This is a genomic window from Nonomuraea sp. NPDC050536, from assembly GCF_044457685.1.
In the GTDB taxonomy this organism is placed as follows: domain Bacteria; phylum Actinomycetota; class Actinomycetes; order Streptosporangiales; family Streptosporangiaceae; genus Nonomuraea.
In genome coordinates, this window is sequence record NZ_JBITHD010000013.1 from 211,777 (window position 1) to 237,046 (window position 25,270).

At 69.8% G+C, this 25,270-nt stretch carries 24 protein-coding genes; 6 read left to right on the plus strand and 18 right to left on the minus strand.

The features are described 5' to 3' along the window. Window positions 1-204: 204 nt before the first annotated feature. The 6 genes from ACIBHX_RS32705 to ACIBHX_RS32730 all read right to left on the minus strand — a co-directional run bounded on the left by ACIBHX_RS32705 (window position 205) and on the right by ACIBHX_RS32730 (window position 7,257). The gene (locus tag ACIBHX_RS32705) at window positions 205-2,928 is read right to left on the minus strand and encodes a DEAD/DEAH box helicase (RefSeq protein ID WP_397071217.1); all 2,724 of its coding nucleotides are present in this window, start codon (window positions 2,926-2,928) and stop codon (window positions 205-207) included. 68 nt (window positions 2,929-2,996) lie between these two features. Next, the gene (locus ACIBHX_RS32710) at window positions 2,997-3,884 is read right to left on the minus strand and encodes a diacylglycerol/lipid kinase family protein (protein ID WP_397071218.1); all 888 of its coding nucleotides are present in this window, start codon (window positions 3,882-3,884) and stop codon (window positions 2,997-2,999) included. Window positions 3,885-3,900: 16 nt separating this feature from the next. Then, window positions 3,901-4,794, minus strand: a complete 894-nt coding sequence (tatC, locus tag ACIBHX_RS32715; RefSeq protein ID WP_397071219.1) for a twin-arginine translocase subunit TatC — start codon at window positions 4,792-4,794, stop codon at window positions 3,901-3,903. A gap of 10 nt (window positions 4,795-4,804) precedes the next feature. After that, window positions 4,805-5,122, minus strand: coding sequence for a Sec-independent protein translocase subunit TatA (gene tatA / locus ACIBHX_RS32720; protein ID WP_397071220.1), 318 nt, complete (start codon window positions 5,120-5,122; stop codon window positions 4,805-4,807). Between the two features lie 228 nt (window positions 5,123-5,350). Further along, window positions 5,351-6,316: a helix-turn-helix transcriptional regulator gene (locus ACIBHX_RS32725; RefSeq protein WP_397071221.1), complete on the minus strand. Its 966-nt coding sequence runs from the start codon at window positions 6,314-6,316 to the stop codon at window positions 5,351-5,353. Beyond that, window positions 6,313-7,257, minus strand: a complete 945-nt coding sequence (locus ACIBHX_RS32730) for a helix-turn-helix transcriptional regulator (RefSeq protein ID WP_397071222.1) — start codon at window positions 7,255-7,257, stop codon at window positions 6,313-6,315. The genes ACIBHX_RS32725 and ACIBHX_RS32730 overlap by 4 nt, the downstream gene beginning before the upstream one ends. 39 nt (window positions 7,258-7,296) lie before the next feature. On the opposite strand from ACIBHX_RS32730, the gene ACIBHX_RS32735 reads away from it, so the two are divergent. Then, entirely contained in the window at window positions 7,297-8,364 is a 1,068-nt protein-coding gene (locus tag ACIBHX_RS32735; protein ID WP_397071223.1) for a DUF3866 family protein, read from the plus strand. Here ACIBHX_RS32735 and ACIBHX_RS32740 read toward each other — a convergent pair. The 8 genes from ACIBHX_RS32740 to prcB all read right to left on the minus strand — a co-directional run bounded on the left by ACIBHX_RS32740 (window position 8,310) and on the right by prcB (window position 15,421). Then, window positions 8,310-8,810 (minus strand): DUF3291 domain-containing protein, encoded by a 501-nt coding sequence (locus ACIBHX_RS32740; RefSeq protein WP_397071224.1) that lies wholly within the window; start codon window positions 8,808-8,810, stop codon window positions 8,310-8,312. The two genes, ACIBHX_RS32735 and ACIBHX_RS32740, sit on opposite strands and share 55 nt — an antisense overlap. A gap of 12 nt (window positions 8,811-8,822) precedes the next feature. Continuing rightward, the gene (locus tag ACIBHX_RS32745; protein WP_397071225.1) at window positions 8,823-9,467 is read right to left on the minus strand and encodes a helix-turn-helix transcriptional regulator; all 645 of its coding nucleotides are present in this window, start codon (window positions 9,465-9,467) and stop codon (window positions 8,823-8,825) included. Between the two features lie 288 nt (window positions 9,468-9,755). Next, the gene (locus tag ACIBHX_RS32750) at window positions 9,756-10,646 is read right to left on the minus strand and encodes an FKBP-type peptidyl-prolyl cis-trans isomerase (protein ID WP_397071226.1); all 891 of its coding nucleotides are present in this window, start codon (window positions 10,644-10,646) and stop codon (window positions 9,756-9,758) included. Between the two features lie 57 nt (window positions 10,647-10,703). Further along, window positions 10,704-11,648 carry an FKBP-type peptidyl-prolyl cis-trans isomerase gene (locus ACIBHX_RS32755; protein ID WP_397071227.1) on the minus strand — a complete coding sequence of 315 codons (945 nt, stop codon included), beginning with the start codon at window positions 11,646-11,648 and terminating at the stop codon, window positions 10,704-10,706. Window positions 11,649-11,725: 77 nt separating this feature from the next. Continuing rightward, a complete protein-coding gene (gene pafA, locus ACIBHX_RS32760) occupies window positions 11,726-13,084 on the minus strand; it encodes a Pup--protein ligase (RefSeq protein WP_397071228.1) in 1,359 nt (452 codons plus the stop codon). 93 nt (window positions 13,085-13,177) lie between these two features. After that, complete coding sequence (locus tag ACIBHX_RS32765) at window positions 13,178-13,699, minus strand: hypothetical protein (RefSeq protein WP_397071229.1); 522 nt, start codon at window positions 13,697-13,699, stop codon at window positions 13,178-13,180. 77 nt (window positions 13,700-13,776) lie between these two features. Next, on the minus strand, window positions 13,777-14,550 hold the full coding sequence (gene prcA / locus ACIBHX_RS32770; protein WP_397071315.1) for a proteasome subunit alpha: 774 nt from the start codon (window positions 14,548-14,550) through the stop codon (window positions 13,777-13,779). A gap of 22 nt (window positions 14,551-14,572) precedes the next feature. Further along, complete coding sequence (prcB, locus tag ACIBHX_RS32775; protein ID WP_397071230.1) at window positions 14,573-15,421, minus strand: proteasome subunit beta; 849 nt, start codon at window positions 15,419-15,421, stop codon at window positions 14,573-14,575. Window positions 15,422-15,593: 172 nt separating this feature from the next. Between prcB and ACIBHX_RS32780 the strand changes: the two genes are divergently transcribed. From ACIBHX_RS32780 to ACIBHX_RS32800, 5 genes are read left to right on the plus strand one after another with little or no spacing between them, the layout of a single operon-like run. Continuing rightward, window positions 15,594-16,946, plus strand: coding sequence for an extracellular solute-binding protein (locus tag ACIBHX_RS32780; RefSeq protein WP_397071231.1), 1,353 nt, complete (start codon window positions 15,594-15,596; stop codon window positions 16,944-16,946). After that, window positions 16,921-17,823, plus strand: a complete 903-nt coding sequence (locus tag ACIBHX_RS32785; protein ID WP_397071232.1) for a carbohydrate ABC transporter permease — start codon at window positions 16,921-16,923, stop codon at window positions 17,821-17,823. Before ACIBHX_RS32780 ends, ACIBHX_RS32785 begins: the two co-directional genes overlap by 26 nt. Beyond that, window positions 17,820-18,638 carry a carbohydrate ABC transporter permease gene (locus ACIBHX_RS32790; RefSeq protein WP_397071233.1) on the plus strand — a complete coding sequence of 273 codons (819 nt, stop codon included), beginning with the start codon at window positions 17,820-17,822 and terminating at the stop codon, window positions 18,636-18,638. Before ACIBHX_RS32785 ends, ACIBHX_RS32790 begins: the two co-directional genes overlap by 4 nt. Then, window positions 18,635-19,678, plus strand: coding sequence for an ABC transporter ATP-binding protein (locus ACIBHX_RS32795; RefSeq protein ID WP_397071234.1), 1,044 nt, complete (start codon window positions 18,635-18,637; stop codon window positions 19,676-19,678). The genes ACIBHX_RS32790 and ACIBHX_RS32795 overlap by 4 nt, the downstream gene beginning before the upstream one ends. A 43-nt stretch (window positions 19,679-19,721) precedes the next feature. After that, window positions 19,722-20,753 carry a DNA polymerase IV gene (locus tag ACIBHX_RS32800; protein ID WP_397071235.1) on the plus strand — a complete coding sequence of 344 codons (1,032 nt, stop codon included), beginning with the start codon at window positions 19,722-19,724 and terminating at the stop codon, window positions 20,751-20,753. Here the strand turns inward: ACIBHX_RS32800 and ACIBHX_RS32805 are convergent. From ACIBHX_RS32805 to dop, 4 genes are all read right to left on the minus strand, one after another. Then, on the minus strand, window positions 20,740-21,723 hold the full coding sequence (locus ACIBHX_RS32805; protein WP_397071236.1) for an endonuclease VII domain-containing protein: 984 nt from the start codon (window positions 21,721-21,723) through the stop codon (window positions 20,740-20,742). The genes ACIBHX_RS32800 and ACIBHX_RS32805 overlap by 14 nt on opposite strands. Window positions 21,724-21,755: 32 nt before the next feature. After that, entirely contained in the window at window positions 21,756-21,965 is a 210-nt protein-coding gene (locus ACIBHX_RS32810) for a ubiquitin-like protein Pup (protein ID WP_397071237.1), read from the minus strand. Between the two features lie 422 nt (window positions 21,966-22,387). Continuing rightward, window positions 22,388-23,284: a hypothetical protein gene (locus ACIBHX_RS32815; RefSeq protein ID WP_397071238.1), complete on the minus strand. Its 897-nt coding sequence runs from the start codon at window positions 23,282-23,284 to the stop codon at window positions 22,388-22,390. Between the two features lie 423 nt (window positions 23,285-23,707). Continuing rightward, on the minus strand, window positions 23,708-25,222 hold the full coding sequence (gene dop, locus ACIBHX_RS32820; protein ID WP_397071239.1) for a depupylase/deamidase Dop: 1,515 nt from the start codon (window positions 25,220-25,222) through the stop codon (window positions 23,708-23,710). Window positions 25,223-25,270 lie beyond the last annotated feature (48 nt).

Sequence of the window (25,270 nt, forward strand, 5' to 3'; positions counted from 1 at the left end):
CTGGCCCGGAGGTTACGTTGCGTGAACCCGTGACGACACGACCTTGACCGGTCGGTCAGTTTGCGCGGCGCGCGGACCGCGGTGCCCGCTTTCCGAAGCGCCGTGACGGCGAGCAGCAGTCACCGACTCGCCGCCGGCGCCGCTCTCAGGCCATCAGCCGAAGAGCGGCGGTCGGCGGCTGCGGCAGCCTGCCGTACAGCAGGATCAGGAAAGGGATGAATATGCCACAACGCCCCGGCGCATGCCGTCGATGGCCTTGATGGCGTTCTGCCTGACCTTGCTGCCCTTGGGCGCGGCGATGGCCAGCTGCCCGAGCAGGTCCATCAGCTGCTTGATCCAGCGCACGAAGTCGCCCGCCGCCAGCTCGTTGCCGTTGATGCCGTCCATCAGGACCGCGTCCAGGTTGTGGCCCTTGGTCCAGCGGTAGGCGGCCCAGGCGAAGCCCAGGTCGATCTCGCGGATCGTGGACAGCCCGTGGTCGGACTCGATGGCCTCCAGCTCGCCCCACAGCCGCACCATCCGCGTGAGCGCGTCCTGCGCCCGCCCGGCCGGGATCTTCGGCCTGCGGGCGTCGTCGGCCGCGCGGGACTCGAAGACCAGCGCCGACACGCACGCGGCCAGCTCGCCCGGGTCGAGCTCCTCCCACATGCCGCTGCGCAGGCACTCGGCGGTCAGCAGGTCCAGCTCGGTGTACAGGCGGCCCAGGCGGCGGCCCTCGTCGGTGACGGTCTCGTCGTGCAGGTAGGCCAGCTGCTCGAGCACCGAGCAGATCCGGTCGAAGGTGCGCGAGATGACGTGCGAGCGGCCCTCGACGCGGCGGCGCAGCCCCTCGGTCTCGCGCAGCAGCTTGTAATAGCGCTCGGCCCAGCGGGCATGGTCCTCGCGCTCGTCGCAGCCGTGGCAGGGGTGCTGGCGGATCTGCCTGCGCAGCTCGTTGATCTCCTCGTCCTCGACCGTGTGGTCGCGGGCCCTGGCGGGCTTGCCCAGGTCACGGTCGCCGATCTTGGCCAGCAGCGTGGAGACGAGGTTGGCGCGCTCCTTGGGCGAGCGGCCGTTGAAGTTCTTCGGGATGCGCACGGTCTCGATCGGCTCGACCGGCACGGGGAAGTCGGCCGGGTCCAGCTTCTTGACCTGCTTGCCGATCGTCAGCACCAGCGGGCTGGGCCCCTGGCCGCGCGGGTTGCGCCCGGGATCCAGCACGATGGCCAGACCGGCGCGCCTGCCTCCCGGCACGCGGATCACGTCGCCGGGCTTCAGCTCCTCCAGTGAGCGTACGGCTGCCGCGCGGCGGGCGGCGCCGCGCTGCCTGGACAGCTCGGCCTCCCTGTCGGACAGGCGGCGGCGCAGCGCGGCGTACTCGGGGAAGTCGCCCAGGTGGCAGGTCATCGACTCCTGGTAGCCGGCCAGCGCCTCCTCCTGCTTGCGCAGCTGCTTGGCCAGCCCGACCACGGCCCGGTCGGCCTGGAACTGGGCGAAGGAGGCCTCGAGCAGCGTCTTGGCGCGCTCCCTGCCGAACTGGCCGACCAGGTTGACGGCCATGTTGTAGGAGGGCTGGAAGGACGAGCGCAGCGGGTAGGTGCGGGTGCCTGCCAGGCCGGCGACCGACAGCGGGTCCATGCCGGGCTGCCACAGGACGACCGCGTGGCCTTCCACGTCGATGCCGCGCCGCCCGGCCCGGCCGGTGAGCTGGGTGTACTCCCCCGGCGTCAGGTCGGCGTGCATCTCGCCGTTCCACTTGTCCAGCTTCTCGATCACCACGCTGCGGGCGGGCATGTTGATGCCCAGGGCCAGGGTCTCGGTGGCGAACACGGCCTTGACCAGGCCGAGGGTGAACAGCTCCTCCACGACCTCCTTGAAGGCGGGCAGCATCCCCGCGTGGTGGGCGGCCAGGCCGCGCTCCAGGCAGTCGCGCCACTCCAGGTAGCCCAGCACGGCCAGGTCCTCGTCCGGCAGGTGGGCGGTGCGCTCGTCGACGATCTGGCGGATCTCGTGCTGTTCCCGCTCGGTGGTCAGCCGGATCCCGGCGTACAGGCACGCCATGACGGCCGCGTCGCAGCCGGCCCTGGAGAAGATGAACGTGATGGCCGGCAGCAGCCCCTCGCCGTCCAGCTTCTCGATCACGGCGGCGCGGTCGGGCGGGCGGGAGCGCGACGGCCTGCCGTACCCTCTCCTGCCCTTGCCCGCGGTCAGGCGTTCGGCGTCGCGGGTGACGCGCATCAGGGTGGGGTTGATGCGCGGGGTGAGGTCGTCGTTGACGAACAGGTCGTAGATGCGGTTGCCGATCAGCATGTGCTGCCACAGCGGCACCGGGCGGTGCTCGTCGACGATGACCGTGGTGTCGCCGCGGACCTCGCCCAGCCACTCGCCGAACTCCTCGGCGTTGCTGACCGTGGCCGACAGCGCGGCCAGGCGGACCGACTCGGGCAGGTGGATGATGACCTCTTCCCAGACCGCGCCGCGGAAGCGGTCGGCCAGGTAGTGGACCTCGTCCATGACCACGAACCCGAGCCCGGCCAGGGTGCCCGACCCGGCGTAGAGCATGTTGCGCAGCACCTCGGTGGTCATGACCACGATCGGGGCCTCGCCGTTGACGCTGTTGTCGCCGGTCAGCAGGCCCACCTTGGCCGTGCCGTACCGTTTGACCAGGTCGTTGTACTTCTGGTTGGACAGCGCCTTGATCGGGGTGGTGTAGAAGCACTTCATGCCCTGCTCGAGGGCGAGGTGCACGGCGAACTCGCCGACGACCGTCTTGCCCGAGCCGGTGGGGGCGGCCACCAGGACCCCGTCTCCCGCCTCCAGCGCCCTGCAGGCGTCGATCTGGAAGTCGTCGAGCGCGAAGTCGTACAGCCCCCGGAACGATCTGAAGGCAGCCCCGTCGTCCGCGTACTTCTCACGGAAGGCCGCGTAGCGTTCCGCTGGCGTTGTCATAGTCGTCAGCCTACCGAAATCGCCATTCCGGTCCGTCCAGGAGGGCGGACGCCTTTACAAAGTAGATCTCAGGCGAGGACCCGCAGCGCGCCAGGACGCACCTCACAGGTGACGGGGACGGGCCCGATGCGCTCGCCGTCGGCGTAGACGACCACGTCGGGCGCCTCCAGGCGGACGCTGCGCACCCTGCGCTGCGACACCGCCGGGTGCACGACGTGGGCGCCGCGGTAGACGCTCGGGAACACGCGCAGGAACTCCCCCTTGCCGACCGCCGACAGGATCATCACGTCGAGCAGCCCGTCGTCGGGCCGGGCGTCGGGGCACACGCGCATGCCGGCGCCGTAGGAGCGGGTGTTGCCGACGGCCACCAGCATGGCCTCCTTCTCGATCACCTCGTCGTCGTCGAGGGTGATGCGGAAGGGGATCGGCCGGAACGAGGTCAGCTCCTGCACCGTGGCCACCAGGTACTTGCCCATGCCGGGCGGCCAAGTGAGCCGGTTGGCCCGCTCGTTGACCCGGGAGTCGAACCCGCAGCACACCACGCCGGCGAACAGCTCGTCGGCCTCTCCAGCGCGGATACGGGCGACGTCGATGACCCGGCTCTTCATCCGCAGCACGGTCCTGGCGGCGGCCATCGGATCCTTGTGCGGGATGCCGAGCGCGGCGGCGATGTCGTTGCCGGTGCCTGCCGGGATCACGCCGAGCGGCACGTCGGTGCCGGCCACCGCCTGGACGGCCAGGTGGACCAGGCCGTCGCCGCCGAAGGCGACCAGCGCGTCGGGGCGTTCGGCGACAGCCGTACAGGCCTGCTCGAGGGCGTCGGCGGCGGACAGGCCGGCGAGCACGCTCACCTCGGCGCCGCCCGTGCGCAGGCGGCGCACGACGGGCTCGAGCAGGCGCAGCGACCGGCCGCCGCGGGCGGCGGGGTTGACCAGCAGTGCGATTTGGGGGGCCACGCCCGGAATGTATCGCCTAACGGTCGCGCTCGGTATCCTCCGGCAGCGAGGAGGCCTGGTTGTCGTCAGGATCCTCGTCGAAGTTCAGCGGGGAGGCCTCGTCGTCGGACAGGCCGGCGAACTCGCTCTCGGGCTGCCGCTTCTCCCGCAGGTACATGAACAGCTCGGCGGCCAGGAACAGCACCACCATGGGCACGGCCAGCGCGGACATGGTGAACGGGTCGCCGCTGGGCGTGATGACGGCCGCGAAGACGAACATCAGGAAGATCGCCATCCGGCGGTGCTTGGCCACCAGCGAGCGCGGCAGGACGCCGATCAGGTTGAGGAAGACCATCAGCAGCGGCAGCTCGAACGACACCCCGAAGATCAACAACATGACCATGACGTAGTCGAGGTAGTCGTCGATCTGGATGGTCGCCACCGCGTCGGCGGGCGCGAAGCCGAGCAGCACCGCCAGGCTGGTGCCCATGAACAGGTAGGCCAGCACGGCACCGCAGGCGAACAGCGGGATCGCCAGGCCGAGGAAGCCGAAGGTGTAGCGACGCTCGCTGCGGTAGAGGGCGGGGGCCACGAACGCCCAGATCTGGTAGAGCCAGACCGGCGAGGCGACCACCAGGCCGACCATGAACGAGACCTTCAGCGTGATGAAGAAGGACTGGAAGATGCCGCCGTAGGTGAGGGCGCACTTGCCGTTGAGCTGGTGCGATTGGGGGAGGGCACAGTAGGGCGCCTTGAGCGCCGCCCACACCCAGTCGAACACCAGCCAGCCGACCACGGTCCCGACGACCAGGGCGAGTATTGAGATGACAACACGCTTACGCAGCTCACGGAGGTGCTCCATGAGCGGCATGCGGCCCTCGTCGTCGACCGGGGACTGGCCCTTCTTGCCCGGCCGCTTCAGCAGCGCCATCGTTCCGCGGTCAGGACTTCTTCTCGGCGGCGGCCTGGGCGCGCAGCTTGGCGGCCTGCTCCTCCAGCTGCCTGGCCTGCTCCTCCGCGCTCAAGGCGGGAGCGGTCGGCGGCAGCTGCGCGGGCTGCACCGGCGCCGCCTGAGCGGTCGTCGGCTGCTGCGTCACGACCGGCTCGTCCTCGTCTTCGTCGCGCAGCTTCGAAGTCTCCGCCTTGAACACTCGCATGGACCGGCCGACACCCCGGGCAAGGTCCGGAAGCTTTTTCGCGCCGAACAGCAATACGAGCACGACCAGGATCAGGATGATCTCCGGAGCTTGCAGGTTCATGAGGCTTCCTTAGACAGAGCGAGGTGCTATCTCAAGCCCGATCGTACGCTGCCGGGGGTGTGCTCTCACCACCCCCGCCGCGCAATCTTGCTCCGCGGGGTTCGATCTGCGCCCGAGCTTCAGTGATTTCCCTGTTCAGGGTACGCGCAGCGGCGATGACCCGAAAGCCCGCGACCACGAGCGCGGCCACTCCGGCGATGCCCAGGCCGGCCGACACGAGGATCCACGTCATGTCTGCCGAGAGTACAGGGCCAGGGCGCGTCCGGCCTCCTCGCGCACGTGCCCGGCCAGGGCCGGCGGCGAGATGACCCGGCCGGTGTCGCCGAGCCGCAACGCCAGCTTGAGCACGAAGTCCTCGTCGCGGGCGCGCAGAGTGACCCGCAGCCTCCCCTCCCCCAGCTCGGTGACCTCCTCGCACGGGTAGTACTCCGCCACCCAGCGCCCAGCCGCGGTGACCTCCAGCTCGACCAGCTCGTCGGTGGGCGAGGGGCGGAAGACGCCCTGGGTGAGGTCCATCGGCTCGGCCTCGGCGGGCGGGTCGGCGGCCACGTCGAGCACCTCGACGCCGAGCATCCTGTCCAGCCGGAACAGCCGCATGGCCTCGGCCCGGTAGCACCAGCCCTCCAGGTAGGTGCGCCCGTCGACCATGACCAGCCGCATCGGGTCGACCTCGCGCGGCGTCACCTCGTCGCGGCCGGGCACGTAGTAGCGCATCGACAGGCGCCGCTTGGCGGTCAGCGCCTGCCGCACCCGCGGCAGCGCGTCGGGCGAGGCGTCCACGTCGACGGCGACCTGGCTGCTGACCGCGGCGGCGCCCTCCCCCGCGGCGCGCTCCAGTTTGGCCACCACCCGGGGCAGCGCGTCGCCCTGGGCCTCGGCCAGCTCGGGCATGGCGGCCAGCATGCGCAGCGCCACCAGCAGGGCGCTGGCCTCGTCGATGCCCAGGCGCAGCGGCCTGGCGATGGTGTCGGCGTTGTCGATGATGATCTCGCCGCCGTCCCAGGACACGTCGATCAGGTCGCCCGGCGTGTGGCCCGGCAGCCCGCACATCCACACCAGCTGCAGGTCGTCGATGAGCTGCTTCTCGCTCAGCCCGAACACCTCGGCCACCTCGCCGACCTGCGCCCCGGGGTGGGACATCAGGTACGGCACGAGCGCCAGCAACCGCGGCAACCGATCAGCGGACCCGCTCACGTCAAAGCCCCCTTCAGTCGCCGGATGACCGCCTCGCGGGCGTCCGGCGGGCTCACCACCTGGACGTCGGCCCCCAGGCTCGCCATCCAGCCCGCGAGCCGTTCGGGGTCGGAGAAGACCAGCTCCGCCTCGTCCCAGCCGTCCTGTCCCTGTGTCACCGAGCGGGCCAGCTGCCGCAGCCCCTCGCACGTGCCCTGCCGCACGCGGATGGTGGCCGCCCGCTCCTCCATCGGCTCGTCAGGGAAGGCGGTCATGCCGCGCAGGTCCACCCCCGCGGGCACCTCGACCAGGCCCGGCCTGCCGAGCGTGGCCACCTCCCCGGTGATGCGGCTGACCCGGAAGGCGCGCGGCGCCTGCCTGTCGCGATCGAACCCGGCCAGGTACCACCTGCCGCGGCGGCTCACCACGCCCCACGGCTCGACGGTGCGGGTGCGCACGTTCTCGCTGCCGGCGCTGCGGTAGTCGAAGCGCACCACCCGCCGGTCGCGCACCGCCTCCCACAGCGAAGGGAAGGCGGGGTCGCGGGTGTCGACGCGCAGCTCGAGCGCGCCCACGTCCTGGTGGGTCTCGATGCCGCCGGCGCGCAGCTTCAGCAGCGCGCCCGAGGCCGCCTCGGCCAGGCTGGCCCGCTGCCACACCTGCGCCGCCAGCCCCAGCACGGCCGCCTCGTCGGCCTCCAGGGTGATCTCGGGCAGCTCGTAGGACTGGCGCTCGATGCGGTAGCCGGGCTCGTCCTCCCACGGGTCGCGCACCACGTCGATGGGGATGCCGATCTCGCGCAGCTCGTTCTTGTCGCGCTCGAACATCCGCTGGAAGGCCTCGTCGCCGTCGCGGTCGTAGCCGGGCACGGCCTGCCTGATCTGCTCGGCCGACAGCGGGCGGCGCGTCGCAAGCAGGCAGATCACGAGATTCAGCAACCGTTCCGTCTTACGGCGCGACATCTGCCTCTCCTCCTCCGAATTCGACGCTACCCTGCCCAGGTGATCAGATGGCGCAAGGGCGAGGTGCTGAAGATCCGCCGCGAGTGGCCGGGGGCGGTGGAGCTGGACGTCGCCGTCCCCGAGGGGCAGTGCAGGGCGCTGGCCTACCCTCCCCTGGTCGGCCACCCGCAGCCCGGCGACGAGGTGCTGCTCAACACGACGGCACTCGCGATGGGTCTCGGTACGGGAGGTTACGCCATGGTGGTGGCCGTGCCGAACCGTTTGCCGGAAGATCCCACCGGTCCCGGCCACCTGGTCAAGGCGAGGTACACGCCGCTGCAGGCGACGGTGCTCGGCGCGGACGAGCAGGGCTCGCCGTACCACGAGCTGCTGCGCGAGGCCGACTCGGTCGACGGGATGCCGGTGGTCGTGGCCGACCTGCACTCGGCGCTGCCGCCGATCCTGTGCGGGCTGTACGAGGCCAGGCCGCAGACCAGGGTCGCCTACGTGATGCTGGACGGCGGGGCGCTGCCCGCGTGGTTCTCCATGGCGTGCGCGCAGCTGCGCGAGATCGGCTGGCTGGCCGGTGTCGTCACGGTGGGCCAGGCGTTCGGCGGCGACGTCGAGGCGGTCACCACCCACACGGGGCTGCTGGCGGCCCGGCACGTGCTCCAGGCCGATCTGGCCGTCGTCACGCAGGGTCCCGGCAATCTGGGCACGGGCACCCGGTGGGGCTTTTCCGGGGTGTCGGCCGGCGAGGCGGTCAACGCCGCCGCGGTGCTGCTGGGCAGGCCGGTGGCGGCGCTGCGGATCAGCGAGGGCGACAAGCGGGAGCGGCACGTCGGCGTCTCACACCATTCGCTGACCGCCTACGGCAGGGTGGCGCTCTCACGCGCCCAGGTGGTGATGCCCGAGCTGCCGGGCGAGTTCGGCGAGCGGGTCCGCGACCAGGCCGGGCCGCTCGCCGTACGGCACGAGCTGGTGTCGGTGCCGGTCGACGGGCTGCACGAGGCGCTGCGCGCCGCGCCGGTGCGGCTGTCGACGATGGGGCGGGGGCTGGAGGAGGACCTGGCCTACTTCCTGGCCTCGGCGGCGGCGGGCAGGTTCGCGGCCTCGCTGCTGTCGTAGGAGTCCTTGAACGTGAACGCCTCCGGGCTCGGCCCGTGGGCCTTGAGGCGTTCCAGCCGCTCCATGCCCTGCGCGAGGGTCGGGATGTGACCCTCGGGGACCCACCACATCACCATGTACGGCTCGGCCATGCGCAGGAACCACTCCCTGCGGCGGCGCAGCACGCCCAGGTGGGCGCTGCGGTAGGCGTAGTTCCACAGCGTCTCAAGCGACTCCCACACCGAGAAGTTGACCAGCAGGTGATCGCCGTAGTCGTGGATGACGGTCGCCGTCGGGTCCTGCTGGCTCTCCTTCAGCCGCCAGACGAAGCCGGGCGCCTCGTCGGCGATGGTGTTGATGGGCTCGAGCAGGGCGACGAACTCGGCGAGCTCAGGACCGTCGATGGGGGCGCGCAGATGCGCGATGTTGAGCTGGGCCAGATGCATGACGCTCAGCGAACCATCCACCCCGCTTCTATGTCAATCCTCATTTGTTTTAGAGTCCTGGGTGAACGAGACGCAGCACTCTCCCGGTCTCGGGTCCAGCGCGGCCCTGCCGGGGTCGTCGCCGATGCCCTCGAGCAGGCCCTGGCACAGCGCCAGGTTGACGCCGCACACCAGCAACGGCTGGTCCTCGGCCAGCACGTGGAAGGGGCAGTTGCGCATGCGCAGCCGGCCGCCCTCCTGGTAGGGCTGGTAGCCGCGCTCGAGCAGCACCTGCTCCAGCGGACCGCCGCCTCTTCGTCCGATGCGCGCGCCCACCGCCCTGGCGGCCTTCTCGGCCTGCTCCTCGCCGCCCAGCAGATCCACGGTCTCGGCCAGGACCCCGGCCAGCGTCGCGTAGTCGCGCGGCGGCAGGCTCACGGACCGCTCCTGCGCCGCCCTCCTGTACACCTTCGCCGGCCGGCCGCTGCCCGGCCCCTTCTTGTCCGGCAGGCGGAACGCGCTCTCCAGCAGCCCCGCCTCGACCAGCCTGTCGAGGTGGTGCGCCGCCAGCGTCCTGGACACGCCCGCCGCCTCGGCCGCCTCTCCCCTGCCGACCTCGCCCCGCTGCGCCGCCACGAACTCATACAGCCGCCGCCGCACAGGATCCTGCAGCTGCCCCACTCTCTCGAGGTCGTCCACGGGGGGAGTCTATTTCCTCTCGTTACGGCGCTCGCTTCTGCCTGTACGGCGCTCGCTTCTTGTGCCTGTACGGCGCTTGCTCCTTGTGCCTTGTACGGCGGGCCGCCGCCACCGGCCACCCGCCGTACAGGCACAAGAAGCAAGTGCCGTAGGCACAAGAAGTAAGCGCCGTACAGGCACAAGAAGCAAGTGCCGTAGGCACAAGAAGTAAGCGCCGTACAGGCATGAGGAGCAAGTGCCGTACAGGCACAAAGGGAAGGCTGCCGTGGCAGGCACGGAGAGGAGGCGCTAGTACGCGGCGATGATGTCGACGATGAAGACCAGCGTGTCGGAGGGGCGGATGCCGTAGGTGGGGGCGCCGGTGGGGCCGTAGGCGTAGGCGGGCGGCGCGGTGATGAGGACGCGGCTGCCGACGGGGACGCCGGTGAGGGCGCGGTCCCAGGCCTTGATGACGCTGCCGTCGCCGATCTTGAAGGCCTTGGGCTGGCCCGTCGACCAGGTGGAGTCGAAGACGCGGCGGCTGGCCCAGGTGGCGCCCTGGTACTGCACGACCAGCAGCTGCCCGACGTGGGTGCGCGGCCCGGAGCCCCTGGCGATGACCTTGGCGTGGAAGGCGACGGGGGCGGGCCCGGCGGGCAGCGCCAGGCGGGGACGCTTGCCTCCGCTGACCCGGATGCCGCCGAGCGTGCCGCCGCGCCTGCCGGCCGAGACGCCCTTGGGGTAGGCGCCGAGGATGTCGATCACGTAGAACAGGTCGTCGTCGGGGCCGATGCCCTGCGGCGGGTTGGCGCCGAAGCCCTCCGCGGGCGGGATCGAGGCGATGACCCGGCTGCCGACCCGGCGCCCCTGCAGCGCCCTGTCCAGCCCCGGCAGCAGCTGCCCGACGGGGAACGCGGCGGGCGTGCCGCGGTTGAAGCTGGAGTCGACCAGGCGGTTCTCCTTGCCGTCCCAGACGTGCGCGGTGTACTGGACGATGGCCACGTCGTCCTTGCCGAGCTGCGCGCCCTTGCCCGCGGCCAGCTGGTCGACCTGCAGCTCGGCCGACGGCTTGCCGGCGGGGAAGACGACGGTGGGCTTGCCGCCGAACGCGCCGCCCACCTTCAGATCGGGGTCGCCGCCGCCCGTGGCCGTGCACGCCGCGACGAGCGGTACGAGCAGCAGCGCGGCCCAGCGGCGCATCGGCATGCCTCCCCAGCGAGCATCACGGCCCAGAGGCCGTGATGCTACCGGGTTACCTCAGTACGCGGCCAGGACATCGACCACGAACACCAGCGTGCTGTTGGCCGGGATGCCCTGCTGCTCCTGCGCTCCGTAGCCGAGCTCCGGCGGGATGCTCATGACCACGCGGCTGCCGACCGGCACCCCCGCCAGGCCCTTCTGCCAGCCCTGGACGACCTGGTTGAGCGGGAACGTGGCCGGCTGACCCTTGGTCCAGCTGGAGTCGAACTCCTTGTCGGTGCCCCAGATCTTGCCCGTGTAGTGGGCGACGATCGTGTTGGTCGGCTGGACCTTGTCGCCCTTGCCCTGGATGACGGTCTTGACGACCAGGTCCTTGGGCGCCTTCTCGTCGGTCTTCGTGGTGAGCACGGGCGCCTTGTCGCCGCCCGGGTTGACGACCTTGACGCCCTTGATGCTGTCGCCGGTCTCCTTGCCGGTGGCGGCGGCCAGCGGCTTGGGCGCGGCCTTGACCACGTCGATCACGAACACCTTGGTCGGCTGCGCCTGCTGCCCCTGCTGCGGCGGCTGCCCGCTGTCGGCGGCCAGCACGGCGAGCAGCCTGCCACCGTGCTTGACCTGCGCGAATCCGTCCTGGAGCACCTTGGGGATCTGCTGGTCGACCGGGATGGTCTCCGGCTGCTTGGTGTCGTAGGACGAGCCCTGCAGGGCGTTCTGCTTGCCGTCCCAGTTGTAGACGGTCAGGTTCACGATCAGCTTGTCGCCGCTCTTGACCGCCGGGCCCGTCCCGGGGTTGATCACCTCAACCGACGACTTGGTGGCCGGCGCTCCGGAGGGGAAGGTCACCGTGGGCTTGGCGCCCACGGCTCCGGTGACCTTCAGCTGGCCGGCCGCAGCCGCCGTCGGGCTGGCGGGGTTGCCGTTGGCTCCGGCGTCGGACGAGCCGCACGCGGCGGCGAAGAAGATCAATGGCACGGCGGCCAGAGCGGCCATAGCGCGGCGCATGGGGTTTCCCTCGGAAAAGACGGCAGATTCGCGTCACCCTATCCGACTTTCGAGTAGGCCCGAGGTAAACGGCCTCCCTACATTCCGGCTATGAGTTTGTCCACCCGCTCGTCCACGCTCCTGAACGGGTCCTTGCACAGCACGGTGCGCTGTGCCTGGTCATTCAGCTTGAGGTGGACCCAGTCGACGGTGAAGTCTCTCCTCTTCTCCTGGGCCTTGCGGATGAACTCGCCGCGCAGGCGCGCCCTGGTCGTCTGCGGCGGCACCGACTTGGCCTCGAAGATCTTCAGGTCGGAGGCCACCCGCTCCACCGAGCCGCGCTTCTGCAGCAGGTAGAACAGGCCGCGCTTGCGGTGCACGTCGTGGTAGGCCAGGTCCAGCTGGGCCACCCGCGGCGACGACAGCGGCAGGTCGTACTTCTTGCGGTAGCGCTCGATCAGCTGGTACTTCGTCACCCAGTCGATCTCGCGGGCGACCAGGTCGAGGTTGCCGGTGTCGACCGCGTGCAGCGTGCGCTCCCACAGCTCGAGCACGCGGTGGGCGATCGGGTCGCCGCCGCGCCGGTCGACGAAGTCCTTGGCCTTGGACAGGTATTCCTGCTGGATCTCCAGCGACGAGGCCTCCCGGCCGTTGGCCAGGCGCACCCGGCGGCGGCCCGTCATGTCGTGCGAGACCTCGCGGATGGCCCTGATCGGGTTCTCGAGCGACAGGTCGCGCATCACGGTGCCCGCCTCGATCATGCGCAGCACCAGGTCGGTCGCCCCCACCTTGAGCAGCATCGTGCTCTCGCTCATGTTGGAGTCGCCCACGATCACGTGCAGGCGGCGGAAGCGCTCGGCGTCGGCGTGCGGCTCGTCGCGGGTGTTGATGATCGGCCTGGACCTGGTCGTGGCGGACGAGACGCCCTCCCAGATGTGCTCGGCCCGCTGGGAGACGCAGTAGACGGCGCCGCGCGGCGTCTGCAGCACCTTGCCGGCGCCGCAGATGATCTGCCGCGTCACCAGGAACGGGATCAGCACGTCGGCCAGCCGCCCGAACTCGCCGTGCCGGCCGACCAGGTAGTTCTCGTGGCAGCCGTAGGAGTTGCCGGCGGAGTCGGTGTTGTTCTTGAACAGGTAGATGTCGCCGGCGATACCCTCTTCGCGCAGCCGCTTCTCGGCGTCCACGAGCAGGCCTTCGAGGATGCGCTCTCCGGCCTTGTCGTGGGTGACGAGTTCGACGACGTTGTCACACTCGGGGGTTGCGTACTCAGGATGGCTGCCCACGTCCAGGTAGAGACGCGCGCCGTTGCGGAGGAAGACGTTGCTCGATCGGCCCCAGGACACGACCCGCCGGAACAGGTAGCGGGCGACCTCGTCCGGTGACAGCCTGCGCTGCCCACGGAACGTGCAGGTCACGCCGTACTCGTTCTCCAGCCCGAAGATGCGACGATCCATCACCTCACACTATGCCCACCCGCCGACAAGCGGGAGAGATCTTTCCCGTGTGTTTTCCCGCGGGGCGGCCGGTTGCGGCCGCCCGGCGCCGCGTCAGGGGGTGTAGATCTCCTGGAGCTGCACGATCTGCCCCTTATAGACCGTGATGAGCGCGGGCTGCTTGTAGGACCTGGCCCGCTTGATCAGGGCGGCGCGCGTGCACTTCTTGGAGCCCAGGCCGGTGTTGCGGTCGACCGTCATGGCCGACGGAGTGGACTTGCAGCCGTAGGCCGACAGGAACAGCACGTCCTTGGCGACGGGCGAGGCGTAGGCCATCACATCGCCCTCGGGCGGGCCCTCGAAGTAGCCCTCGTCCTGGGTGCCCTTCTTCCACCGGATCGGGGTGTACTCGGCGGTGCCGCCGCTGACGTGGGTGATCCAGCCGCGCAGGATCCCGTTGTGGCGGGAGGAGATGTGCTTGGTGAAGTCGTGCTGCGGGTCCTTCTGGAAGGTGGTCCCGAAGACCTTGGGCGCCTTGTACTTGGGAGAGGAGGCCGCGTCGGCGGCGACGCCTCCGGCCAGGAGCACGGCCGCGGCCGCGCCGCCCGCGATGAGGGAACGCTTGAGAATCTGCACGATTCCTACGATCCCCCATCGCGTGCGGCGGTTCGCGACGATCGCCGTGACGTGGGTCACACGGCGATCGTCGCGGATCAGGCGCTGCCGTCGTCGATGTCGCCCGGGGGCGCCGTGGGAGGCTGGTCGTCGGCCTCGGGCTCCTCGGCGGGCGGCGGTGGCGGCGGAGTGGCCTCGGCCAGCAGGCGCTCCAGGCGCGCGCCCGTGAGGCGCAGGAACTTGCGGTGCTCGCGGTTGCGGTCGAGCACCGCCACCTCGAGCTGCGCCACCGGCGTCCGCTCGCCGCCCGGCTCGGTGAGCGCGGTCAGCGCCACCTCCAGCGCGTCGGCCAGCGGCATGCTCTCGCGGTAGCGCTCCTTGAGCCGGGTGGCGACCGCGTCGGCCTGGCCGCCCATCGCGGCGTAGCCGTGCTCGTCGAAGACCGAGCCGTCGAAGGTGAGCCGGTAGATCGCGTCGGCCTCGGGCGTGTCGCCCACCTCGGCGACCACGACCTCCACCTCCAGCGACTTGATCGACTCGGTGAAGATGCGGCCCAGGCTGGAGGCGTACAGGTTGGCCAGGCCGCGGCCGGTCACGTCGGAGCGGTCGTAGGTGTAGCCGTTGATGTCGGCGTAGCGGATGCCGCCCAGGCGCAGCTCTTCGAACTCGTTGTAGCGCCCGACCGCGGCGAACCCGATCCGGTCGTAGATCTCGCTGATCTTGTGCAGCGCCCGCGACGGGTTCGGGGCGACGAACACGATGCCGTCCGCGTACTGCAGGACGACGACGGAGCGGCCCCGCGCGATGCCCTTGCGCGCGTAGTCCGCCTTGTCCCGCATGATCTGCTCAGGGGACGCATATCCAAAAGGCATGGACACCGGAAGAAGGTCCTTTCTAGCGCAGCGGGGCGATCGGGCCGTCGGGCGAGATCAGGCGGGCCTCGAGCATCTGGTCGACGTACTCGGCCACCTGCTCGTTCGACAGCCGGCGGTAACCGTCGGCGTCGATCACCGACACGATGGGCCAGATCTTGCGCGTGACGTCGGGACCGCCGGTCGCCGAGTCGTCATCGGCCGCGTCGTACAGCGCCTGGATCAGGGTCATCGTCATGTCGTCGGCGCTGGCCTCGTCGCGGTAGAGCTTCTTCAGCGAACCGCGCGCGAAGATCGAGCCCGAGCCGATGCAGTCGAAGCGCTCACGCTCGTACGGCCCGCCCGCCACGTCGTAGCTGAAGATGCGCCCCTCGTTCTTGTCGGGGTCGTAGGCGGCGAACAGCGGCACCACGACCAGGCCCTGCATCGCCATGCCGAGGTTGCCGCGGATCATCGTCGCCAGCCGGTTGGCCTTGCCCGCCACCGACAGCGTCCGCCCCTCCATCTTCTCGTAGTGTTCCAGCTCCACCCGGTACAGCCGGGCCATCTCGATGCCCGTGCTGGCGGTGCCGGCGATGCCCATGCACGAGTAGTCGTCGGCGCGGAACACCTTCTCCACGTCGCGCTGCGAGATGATGTTGCCCGAAGTGGCCCGCCGGTCACCGGCCATGATCACACCGCCGTCGAACGTCGCGGCGACGATCGTCGTGGCGTGCGGAACCTGGTCGCCGATGGGCGTGGCCAGCGCCGTGTCACGGTGCGGCAGCAACTCGGGCGCATACGACCCGACAAACTCGGTGAACGAGGAACTCCCGGTGTTCTGGAAAAACTGTGTCACCAAGCCGGCGGGCAGATCCCTGTGCGATGCCACGCGACTCCCTCCCAAACGTCACTACTCCTAGGGCGACCCTACTCATGTTCACTTGATGCTTGCACTTCCCTCGATCAGCTCACGGCGAACCGGTTCACCAGATCGTTTCTTTACGCCCGGCACCACCCGTGCGATTGTCGGTATGTCTGCACGTCCTGAACAGGAGGCCGACATGCGGCGAGCCCTCATCGCCTTATCCACCGCCCTCGCGCTCACCTCCTGCGGCTCGGGCACCCCCGCACAGGAGTCCACCACGCTGCGCATCGCCGCCAACGCCATCTCCGGCGGCAAGAACTCCGAGTCAGCCGACTGGATCAAGCAGTACGTCATCCCGGAGTTCCAGAAGAGCCATCCCAACGTGCACGTGCTGTTCGAGCCGAGCGGCGTCGACGACGAGCAGTACAAGACCAAGATCGCGCTCGACCTGAAGTCCAAGCGCGGCGCCGACGTCATCGACATCGACGGCATCTGGGTGGGCGAGTTCGCCCAGGCGGGCTACATCAAGCCGCTGGCGGAGGTGGGCGGGCCCGCCGTCGACAGCTGGGAGGGCTGGTCCCAGATCCCGCAGGCCGTGCAGGGGCTGGGCATCTTCGACGGCAAGAAGTACGGCATGCCGCAGGGCACCGACGGCCGCGTCCTGTTCTACAACAGGACCCTGTTCAAGAAGGCCGGCCTGCCCGAGCCGTGGCAGCCCAAGAGCTGGCAGGAGATCATCGACGCCGGCACCAAGCTGAAGGCCGCGGGCGTCCCCGTGCCGATCCAGATCAACGCCGGCACCGCCATGGGCGAGGCCACCACCATGCAGGGCGTGCTCCCCCTGCTGGCCGGCGCGGGCGCCGAGGTCTACTCCGGCGGAAAGTGGACCGGCGCCTCCCAGGCGATGAAGGACGTGCTCGGCTTCTACCAGCAGATCTACGGCGGCAGCGGCCTCGGCGACCCCAGGCTGCAGCAGGAGGCCAAGGGCCGCGACAAGTCCTTCGCCGAGTTCGCCTCCGGCAAGATCGGCATCCTGGCCGAAAGCGACTACTTCTGGCGCTCGGTCATCGAGCCCAAGGCGGGCGTGGCCCCCATGCAGGACCGCGACACCGTCGTCGGCTACGCCAAGATCCCCGCCAAGCAGCCCGGCGCCGGGATCCGCGGCCAGGACTTCGTCAGTATGTCCGGCGGCGCGGTACGGGTGCTCAACCCCTTCTCCACGAACCCCAAGCTGGCCTGGGACCTGCTGGCGTTCATGCACTCGGCCGCCGCCACCAAGTCGCAGCTGAACGGGCAGGCACGCATCAGCTCCCGCACCGACGTCAACAACGAGGTCCTCGGCGTCGACCCGATGCTGAAGTTCGTGGCCGACCAGGTGCTGCCCATCACCGCCTACCGTCCAGGCCTGGCCGTCTACCCGCAGGTCTCCACCGCCCTGCAGGAGGCCACCGCCGAGGTGGTCAGCGGCAAGAGCGCCGACCAGGCGGCCGCCGCCTACCAGACCAAGCTGGAGGGACTGGTCGGTGGCGCGGCCAACGTCAGCGGCTGACGCCGCCGGGCTGGGCAGGACGCGGGCCGCCGCCTTCGTCCTGCCCGCCCTGGTGCTCATCGGCGTCTTCCTGGTCATCCCCGGCCTCTGGACGATCTATCTCGGGCTCACCGACTACCGGCTCACCGGGCTGGCCGCGGCCAACCCGTCCTTCGTCGGAGCCGGCAACTACGCCACCGCGCTGACCGATCCACGCTTCCTGAGCTCGCTGTGGCTGACCGTCGTCTACGTCGGCGGCTCGGCCATCATCGGCCAGGCCGGGCTCGGCTTCGCCCTGGCCTGGCTGCTGCGCGAGCGCCGCGGCTGGTTCAAGAGCGCGGTCGAGGGCGTGATCCTGCTGTCGTGGATCCTGCCCAGCACCGTCGTGGGCTTCCTGTGGTACGCGCTGCTCGACTCCGACGACGGCACGGTCAACGCCGTGTTCCCCGGCCTGGACATGCTGATCGAGCATCCGCTGCTGTCGATCGTCGTCTTCAACGTCTGGCGCGGCACCGCCTTCTCGATGATGCTCTACGCCGCCGCGCTGCAGAACGTGCCGCCCTCCCACCTGGAAACCGCCCGCCTGGCCGGCGCGAGCACCCCGCAGCAGCTGCGCGACGTGGTCTTCCCCTTCATCAGGCGGCACGTGCTGACGAACCTGCTGCTCATCAGCCTGTGGACGTTCAACGACTTCACGCCGTTCGTGCTGACCGCGGGCGGGCCGGAGAACCGCTCGGAGATCCTGCCCATCTACGTCTACGACATCGCGCTCAAGGCGGGCGGCGGGCAGCTCGGGCTCGGAGCCGCCATCTCCTTCCTCATCCTGCTCATCAACCTCGTCTTCGCCCTGGCCTACCTGCGGTTGCTGCGCGGGCAGCGAGGAGGACGCCTCACATGATCAGGCACACCCTCGGCCGCCTGGCCTCCACCACCGTCCTGGCCCTCGTGCTCGGGCTGGCCGCCCTGCCCATGCTCTGGCTGGCCACCGCGCCCTTCGACGACAGCCCCGGCATGTCGCTGTCGGTGCCGGAGTTCACGCTGCGCAACTTCGCCGCCATCCTCGACAACCCCTACGCGCTCAGCTCCATCCGCAACTCCCTCATCCAGGCGGGCGGCGCCGCCGCGCTGGTGGTCGTGCTGGCCGCGCTGGCGGCGTACGCGCTGTCGCGCGTCCGCGTGCCCGGCCGCGACGTGCTGCTCTACGTGCTCCTGCTGCTGTCGTCCGTGGTGACCGGCACGGCGGCGATGGTGCCGATCTTCGAGCTGGCCACCCGGCTCGACCTGGTCGACACCCACCTCGGCGTCATCCTGGTCGTCTCCAGCGGCCTGCTGCCCGCCGCGATCTTCATCCTCAAGGACTTCATGGACGAGACGCCGACCAGCTACGAGGAGTCGGCCCGCGTCTTCGGCGCCTCGCCGCTGCAGATCCTGCTGCACATCGCGGTGCCGCTGGTACGGCCCGGCCTGGCCACGATCGCGGTGTGGTCGCTGGCCAGCGTCTGGGGCGGGTTCCTGTTCCAGTTCATCCTGCTGCGCGACCCGGACAAGCTGCCCGGCTCGGTCATCATCTACACCCTCTACACCGAGGGCGGCTCGCCCAAGCTGGACCTCATCTCGACGTTCTCGCTGCTGTACTCGCTGCCGGTGGTGCTGATGTACCTGTTCGTCTCCAAGCGGTACGGCTTCCGCTTCCACGGAGGGATAAAGGCATGATCGCCTTGGACGGGTTGACCAAGGTGTTCCCCGGCGGGGTCCGCGCGCTCGACGGGATCGACCTGACGATCGGCGACGGGGAGTTCTTCGCCCTGCTGGGGCCGTCCGGGTGCGGGAAGACCACGCTGCTGCGGACGATCGCGGGCCTCGAGACCCCCACCTCCGGACGCATCGCGATAAATGGTGATGATGTGACCGGGTTGCCGCCCGGGCGCCGCGACCTCGCCATGGTCTTCCAGGACTACGCGATCTTCCCGCACATGGACGTCACCGACAACATCGCCTACCCGCTGCGCATCAAGAAGGTCCCTCGCGCCGACCGCGTCGCCAAGGCCCGCGAGGTCGCCGGGACGCTGTCGCTCGCCGAACTCCTCGACCGCCGCCCCAACCAGCTGTCCGGCGGCCAGCAGCAGCGCGTCGCCCTGGCCCGCGCCATCGCCTGCCACCCGGCCGCGTTCCTGTTCGACGAGCCGCTGTCCAACCTCGACGCCCGGCTCCGCCTCGAGGCCCGCACCTTCCTCAAACGCCTGCAGCGCGACCTGGCCGTCACCACCGTCTTCGTCACCCACGACCAGGCCGAGGCGCTCGCCCTGGCCCACCGCATCGCCGTCATGTCCCACGGCCGCATGATCCAGGTCGGCAGCCCCGCCGAGATCTTCCAACGCCCCGCCACCACGTTCGTCGCCTCCTTCATCGGCTCGACGCCCATGAACCTCCTGCCCGGCAAGGCCGTCTCGGGACACCTCCAGGTCGCCGGCGCCGTCCTGCCCTCCCCCGCCGCCGTCACCGACGGCGACGAGATCGTGTACGGCGTGCGCCCCGAATACATGACCCTGTCCACGGCCGAACGCGAGGACGCCTTCCCCGGCACGGTCTCCGTCCTGGAGAACCTCGGCACCAGCACCCTCGTCACCCTCGAAACCGACCACATCTTCATCCAGGTGGTCGTCCCCGAAGGCGAGGAACCCACCATCGGGACACGCGGCTGGGCCGTCCCCCGCCGCTCCCTCATCTACCGCGACGACACCCTCCTCCCCTGACGCACAGCGATGCGCCCGGGGAGCGGTGCGTGATACTGGGGGCGTGTGGATCCTGCATCTGGATCTCGACTCCTTCATGGCCTCCGTCGAGATCCTGCGGCACCCGGAGCTGGCCGGCCAGCCGGTCATCGTCGGCGGCAACGGCGATCCCACCCAGCCACGGACCGTCGTGGCCACCGCCTCCTACGCCGCGCGCGAGCACGGAGTCCACTCCGGCATGCCGATGCGGACCGCGCTGCGCAAATGCCCGGACGCCGTCTTCCTGCCCAGCGACATGCCCGCCTACGAGGCCGCCTCCGCCCAGGTCATGGACGTGCTGCGGGACTTCCCCGTCACCTTGGAGGTCTGGGGGCTGGACGAGGCGTTCATCGGCGCCGACACCGACGATCCCGTCGCCCTCGCACGGAAGCTGCAGCAGGCCGTACTCGACAAGACCGGGCTGACCTGCTCCATCGGCATCGGCGACAACAAGCACCAGGCCAAGCTGGCCGCCCAGTTCCGCAAGCCGGCCGGCGTCTCGACACTCACCAGCGCCGACTGGGTGCAGGTCATGGGCGAGCGCCCCACCTCCGCCCTGTGGGGCATCGGCGCCAAAACCACCAAGAAGCTGGCAGACATGGGCCTGCACACCGTCAACCAGCTGGCCGCCGCCGACCCCACCGAGCTCGCCGGGCGGTTCGGCCCCACCAACGGCCCCTGGCTGCGCTACCTCGCGCTCGGCAAGGGCGAGGCCACCGTCACCGACACCCCGTGGGTCCCGCGCGGCCACAGCCACGAGACCACGTTCCCCAGGAACATCTCCGACCCCGTGATCATGGCCGACCACGTGCGCACGTTCGCCCGCCGCCTCGCCTCCGAGGCCGTCGACGCGGGCCGCACGGTCATCCGGGTCACGGTCAAGGTGCGCTTCGTCCCCTTCATCACGCAAACCCGCCAGACCAGGCTCGAAGCCCCCACCACCGACCCGGACCCCATCGAATCGGCCGCCCTCGCAGCCCTGGCCCGCTTCACCCTCGACCGCCCCATCCGCCTGCTCGGCGTGGGCGTCGAATACACCATGCCTAGATCGGCATAGCCCCCGCCATCAGGGCCGAACACCTCGCGTCCTCGACCCGGCCCAGCGCCACCAGCTCGTCCTCGGACAGCGCGTCCTCCTCGCAGACAGGCTCGAGGTACGACAGAGCCCGCCACACCACATCAGGGTCGTCCCTGAACTGACCGCTCCCCGTGTTGCACGGCAAGCAGAGCGCCTTGCGCACCGCGCCGGTGTCGTGACAGTGATCGACGTGCTCGGGCGGCCTCGACCAGCACACCGCACACAGCCCGTGCTGTTCGTCGATCATCCTGTCGACGTCCGCCTCACGGATCCGGTAGCGCTGCGACAGGTGGTAGCGCCGGGACGGCGCTTCTGACTTGGTCCGCTGCTCTGGCACGATCACGAAGTCCGGACGATAGGGCTCGCCCATCAGATACAGAGCTGCCAGCTGCAGGTCGGCCTCGTTGTCGCGGAAGTGGCCGAGCCCGTTGTTGCAGTTGAAACAGAGGATGCCACGGACCTTTCCTGTGTCGTGGCAGTGATCCACGAAGGTGCCCGGGACGACACGGCAGATCGCGCAGAGGCCGCCCTGGATGGCGAGCATGCGCTCGAAGTCCTCCTCGGTGATGCCATAGCGGTGTTTCAGCAGGTAGTTGCGCTCGCTACCGTGATTCTTGATCTTGATTTCGCGCATGACCACCGTGTGGCAGGGCTTGCAGTAGCTGGTCAGCCCATCCTTGGTCGCACGATTTCGGCCGAACTCCTCGCGAGGCTTGATCTCCGCACATCGCGGACAGAACTTCTGCCCCTCTGGCACCTCAAGGCGCTCGCGAACCACCTTCCCCGCTGCGGCAGCTCGCCGCCGATAGCTCTTGGCATGCCGCCCCTGGAAGCATGCCTTGCAGTAGCGAGCGAGGCCATCGGCCAGTCGTTTGTTACGCCCGAACTCGGAGACGTCCTTGACCTCTCCGCAGTCCGGGCACCGCTTCAACCCCTCCGGCGTTTCCACCCGTTTAGTCCGCTTTTAGTGTCCGTTTTGCCCTACTCTCCGCCCTTTTGGACGTAAGACCTGACAAATTCCTCTGCGTTCTCTTCGAGAACTTCGTCTATTTCGTCCAGGATCGAGTCGACGTCGTCGGTGAGCTTCTCCTGCCGCTCCTGGACGTCTGACGTCGTCGACGCCTCGGTCTCTTCAACGTCGGCGTCGCGGCGGCCGGCCTGCTTCTGGCCGCCCGTGTCCTTGGTTGCCATGTGAACCTCCGCTTCGGGGGACTGCCCTCTAGGGATATCTTCCCCGAACCGAGCGACATTTCGCGCCGATCATCCTGCGATCTCGGCCACTTAACTGGATAGCACCACTATCCAATATTGGAGCCCCGGCCACGCAGGAGACTCCGGTGTCGTTGCATACCGAGGGTGTGCTGCTCATCACAGTCCCGCTGGCCGCCTATGACGCTCCTGGCGCAGCTCCGCAGCTACTTGTCCGGCGCGAGCTCTGGCGGGCGTGCTGGCGCGGTTCAGCCCTCGCCGCCGCCACGCTCAGCCTGGGCATCGCGCGGGCGGCTGGTGGCCGTGGCCTGCCGTACAGCGGGGCGACCGTATCGCACTCGCGCGATTGCCTTTACATTGTAGATTTCCTTCGTACGGCAAGCAGGGGTACCGCCCTGGGCCTCTCACGTGTTGCAGGCGGGGCACATGGGCTTGGTCACGCGGTAGTAGGCGGCCGAGGCGAAGGCGATGCCGAGGCCCCACAGGACGTAGGCGGGCACGGCCGTCCACATGAAGACGGGCATCTCGAGCGTCCCGGCGATCGTCTCCCGGATCATCTGGCCCAGGCCGGCACCGAAGTAGGCCAGCAGCGCGGCGGCCACGGCGAACCCGGGCCCGACCACGAGCCAGCGCGGCACCCGGCGCCCGGCCAGCGGTAGCACCCAGCGTGGCCACACCTTGCCCCACCCGTGCACGAGGGCCAGAGGCAGCAGCACCCCGCCGAGCCCGAACCCGACCTCGAACACCAGCGTCTGCGGCCCCGCCTCGAACGGGACGGGCCCGAAGAGCGCCGCCTGGGCGAAGATCCGCAGCGCGAACCCGGCCACGGCGGCGTAGGCGGCCACGTAGGCCCAGCGCGGGGTCGCGGCCAGCCTCGGGATGCGGCTGCAGCGGGCGCATCCGCGCAGCTCCCGCTGGTAGGACAGCGCGGTCACAGCCGAGCAGGCGGCCACGGCCAGGCAGGCGACCCGGCTGGCGAGCCCGGCCGGGTCGTGCGGGATGCCGAGGCCGGGCAGGATCCCGCCCACGAAGTCGAGCAGGATCATCGCGGCCGAGCAGGTCAGCAGCAGGCTCAGCGCCCAGGCGGCCACCACGAGCGGCCACCGGCCGCCGACGACCTTCAGCGCGACGACCACCGCGATGACGGCCAGGCAGGCTCCGATCACCAGCTCTCGGGGTGTGGTGAGGTCGCTGTGGCTCAGTACCCAGGTCGGCGTGCCCGTGAGCAGCCAGGTGACCTGCAGGATCGCATACGCCGCTGCCAGCACCACGGCCAGCGGTGGCGCCCAACTCCGTCTCATGCGCCCCAGCCTGCCGAAATCACCCCACCCACCCCTCACCAGAACGAGTGAACCCCCTCCCCCACACGGGGGACCCCGCCATGAACCCCGGTCGCGGTCTCACCACCGGCCACGCCCCTCGTGCCGCGTTACGGCGGGCCCGCGACCCACCCATGCGTACCGTCCCCGCAGGACGCGCTCCCAGGTCGGCGGGTGGCGGCTGCACGGCTCGCCGTACCAGAAGACAAGGGAAAGCCCCGCGAGACGAGCACGACCCACACGTCAGGAGAAAGACGGCAGCTTCCACGGCGAGAAGGCCGCGCGCGACCGGCATCGCCCCGCACAGCGCGTCGAGTAAGGATCCCGTCACTCTCGCCGCCTGCCTGGCGTCGCTCTGTCATGGCCGCAAGAAGGTCACGACTGGCGGCGGGGCTGCGCGGCGGGTTAGGAGTCGCCGGTTAGGGCGGCTACCAGGTCGGCGGCGGTGCGGCAGCGGTCGAAGAGTTCGCCGACGTGGGCCTTGGTGCCGCGCAGCGGCTCCAGAGTGGGGACGCGCTGGAGCGACTCGCGGCCGGGGATGTCGAAGATGACCGAGTCCCAGGAGGCGGCGGCGACCGACTCGCTGTACTGGCGCAGGCAACGGCCGCGGAAGTAGGCGCGCGTGTCCGATGGCGGGTTCTCGACGGCCCGCTGCACCTGCTCCTCGGTGACCAGGCGCTGCATGCGGCCGCGGGCGACGAGGCGGTTGTACAGGCCGCGGTCGGGGCGGATGTCGGAGTACTGCAGGTCGACGAGCTGCAGGCGCGGGTGGCTCCAGGACAGGCCGTCGCGGGTGCGGTAGCCCTCGAGGAGTTCGAGCTTGGCGACCCAGTCGAGCTCGCGCGAGAGCTGCATGGGGTCTTCGGCGAGGCGGGTGAGGACGGACTCCCAGCGGTCGAGGATGTCCTTGTTCAGCTCCTCCTGGGCGGTGCCGCGCTCCTCGACGTACTTGCGGGCCTGCTCCAGGTACTCCATCTGGAGCTGGATGGCGGTGAGCTTACGGCCGTCGCGCATGGCGATCTCGTAGCGGCAGGTGGGGTCGTGGGAGACGGCCCTGAGCGCCTGGACGGGGTTCTCGACGGCGAGGTCGCGCGTCAGGAAGCCGTCTTCGATCATGGCGAGGACGAGCGCGGTCGACCCGAGCTTCAAGTATGTGGAAATTTCCGACATGTTGGCGTCGCCGATGATGACGTGGAGGCGCCGGTACTTCTCGGGGTCGGCGTGCGGTTCGTCGCGGGTGTTGATGATCGGGCGCTTCAGCGTCGTCTCGAGGCCCACCTCGACCTCGAAGAAGTCGGCCCGCTGGGAGATCTGGAAGCCCTCGCCGCGCGAGTCCTGCCCGATCCCGACCTTGCCCGCGCCGACGACGACCTGCCGCGACACGAAGAACGGCGTCAGGTGACGCACGATGTCGGCGAAGGGCGTGGCCCGCCGCATCAGGTAGTTCTCGTGGCAGCCGTAGGAGGCGCCCTTGGCGTCGGTGTTGTTCTTGTAGAGCTGGATGGGTGCGTTCGAGGGGACGGCGGAGGCTCGCTGGGCGGCGTCGTACATGACGCGCTCGCCGGCCTTGTCCCAGATGACGGCCGCGCGGGGGTTGGTGCACTCGGGCGTGGAGTACTCGGGGTGGGCGTGGTCGACGTAGAGGCGGGCGCCGTTGGTGAGGATGACGTTGGCCAGGCCGAGGTCCTCGTCGGTCAGCTGGCTGGGGTCGGCGACCTCGCGGGCGAGGTCGAAGCCTCGGGCGTCGCGGAGCGGGTTCTCCTCTTCGAAGTCCCATCGGGCCCTGCGGGCCCGGGCCGCGGAGGCAGCCAGGTAGGCGTTCACGACCTGTGATGAGGTCACCATCGCGTTGGCGCCTGGCTGACCTGGTACGGAAATGCCGTACTCGGTCTCGATGCCCATCACCCGACGCACCGTCATGCGCACCTCTCGTCGTCCCGCCGGGAACAGTCCGGCCGAACAGTCCGG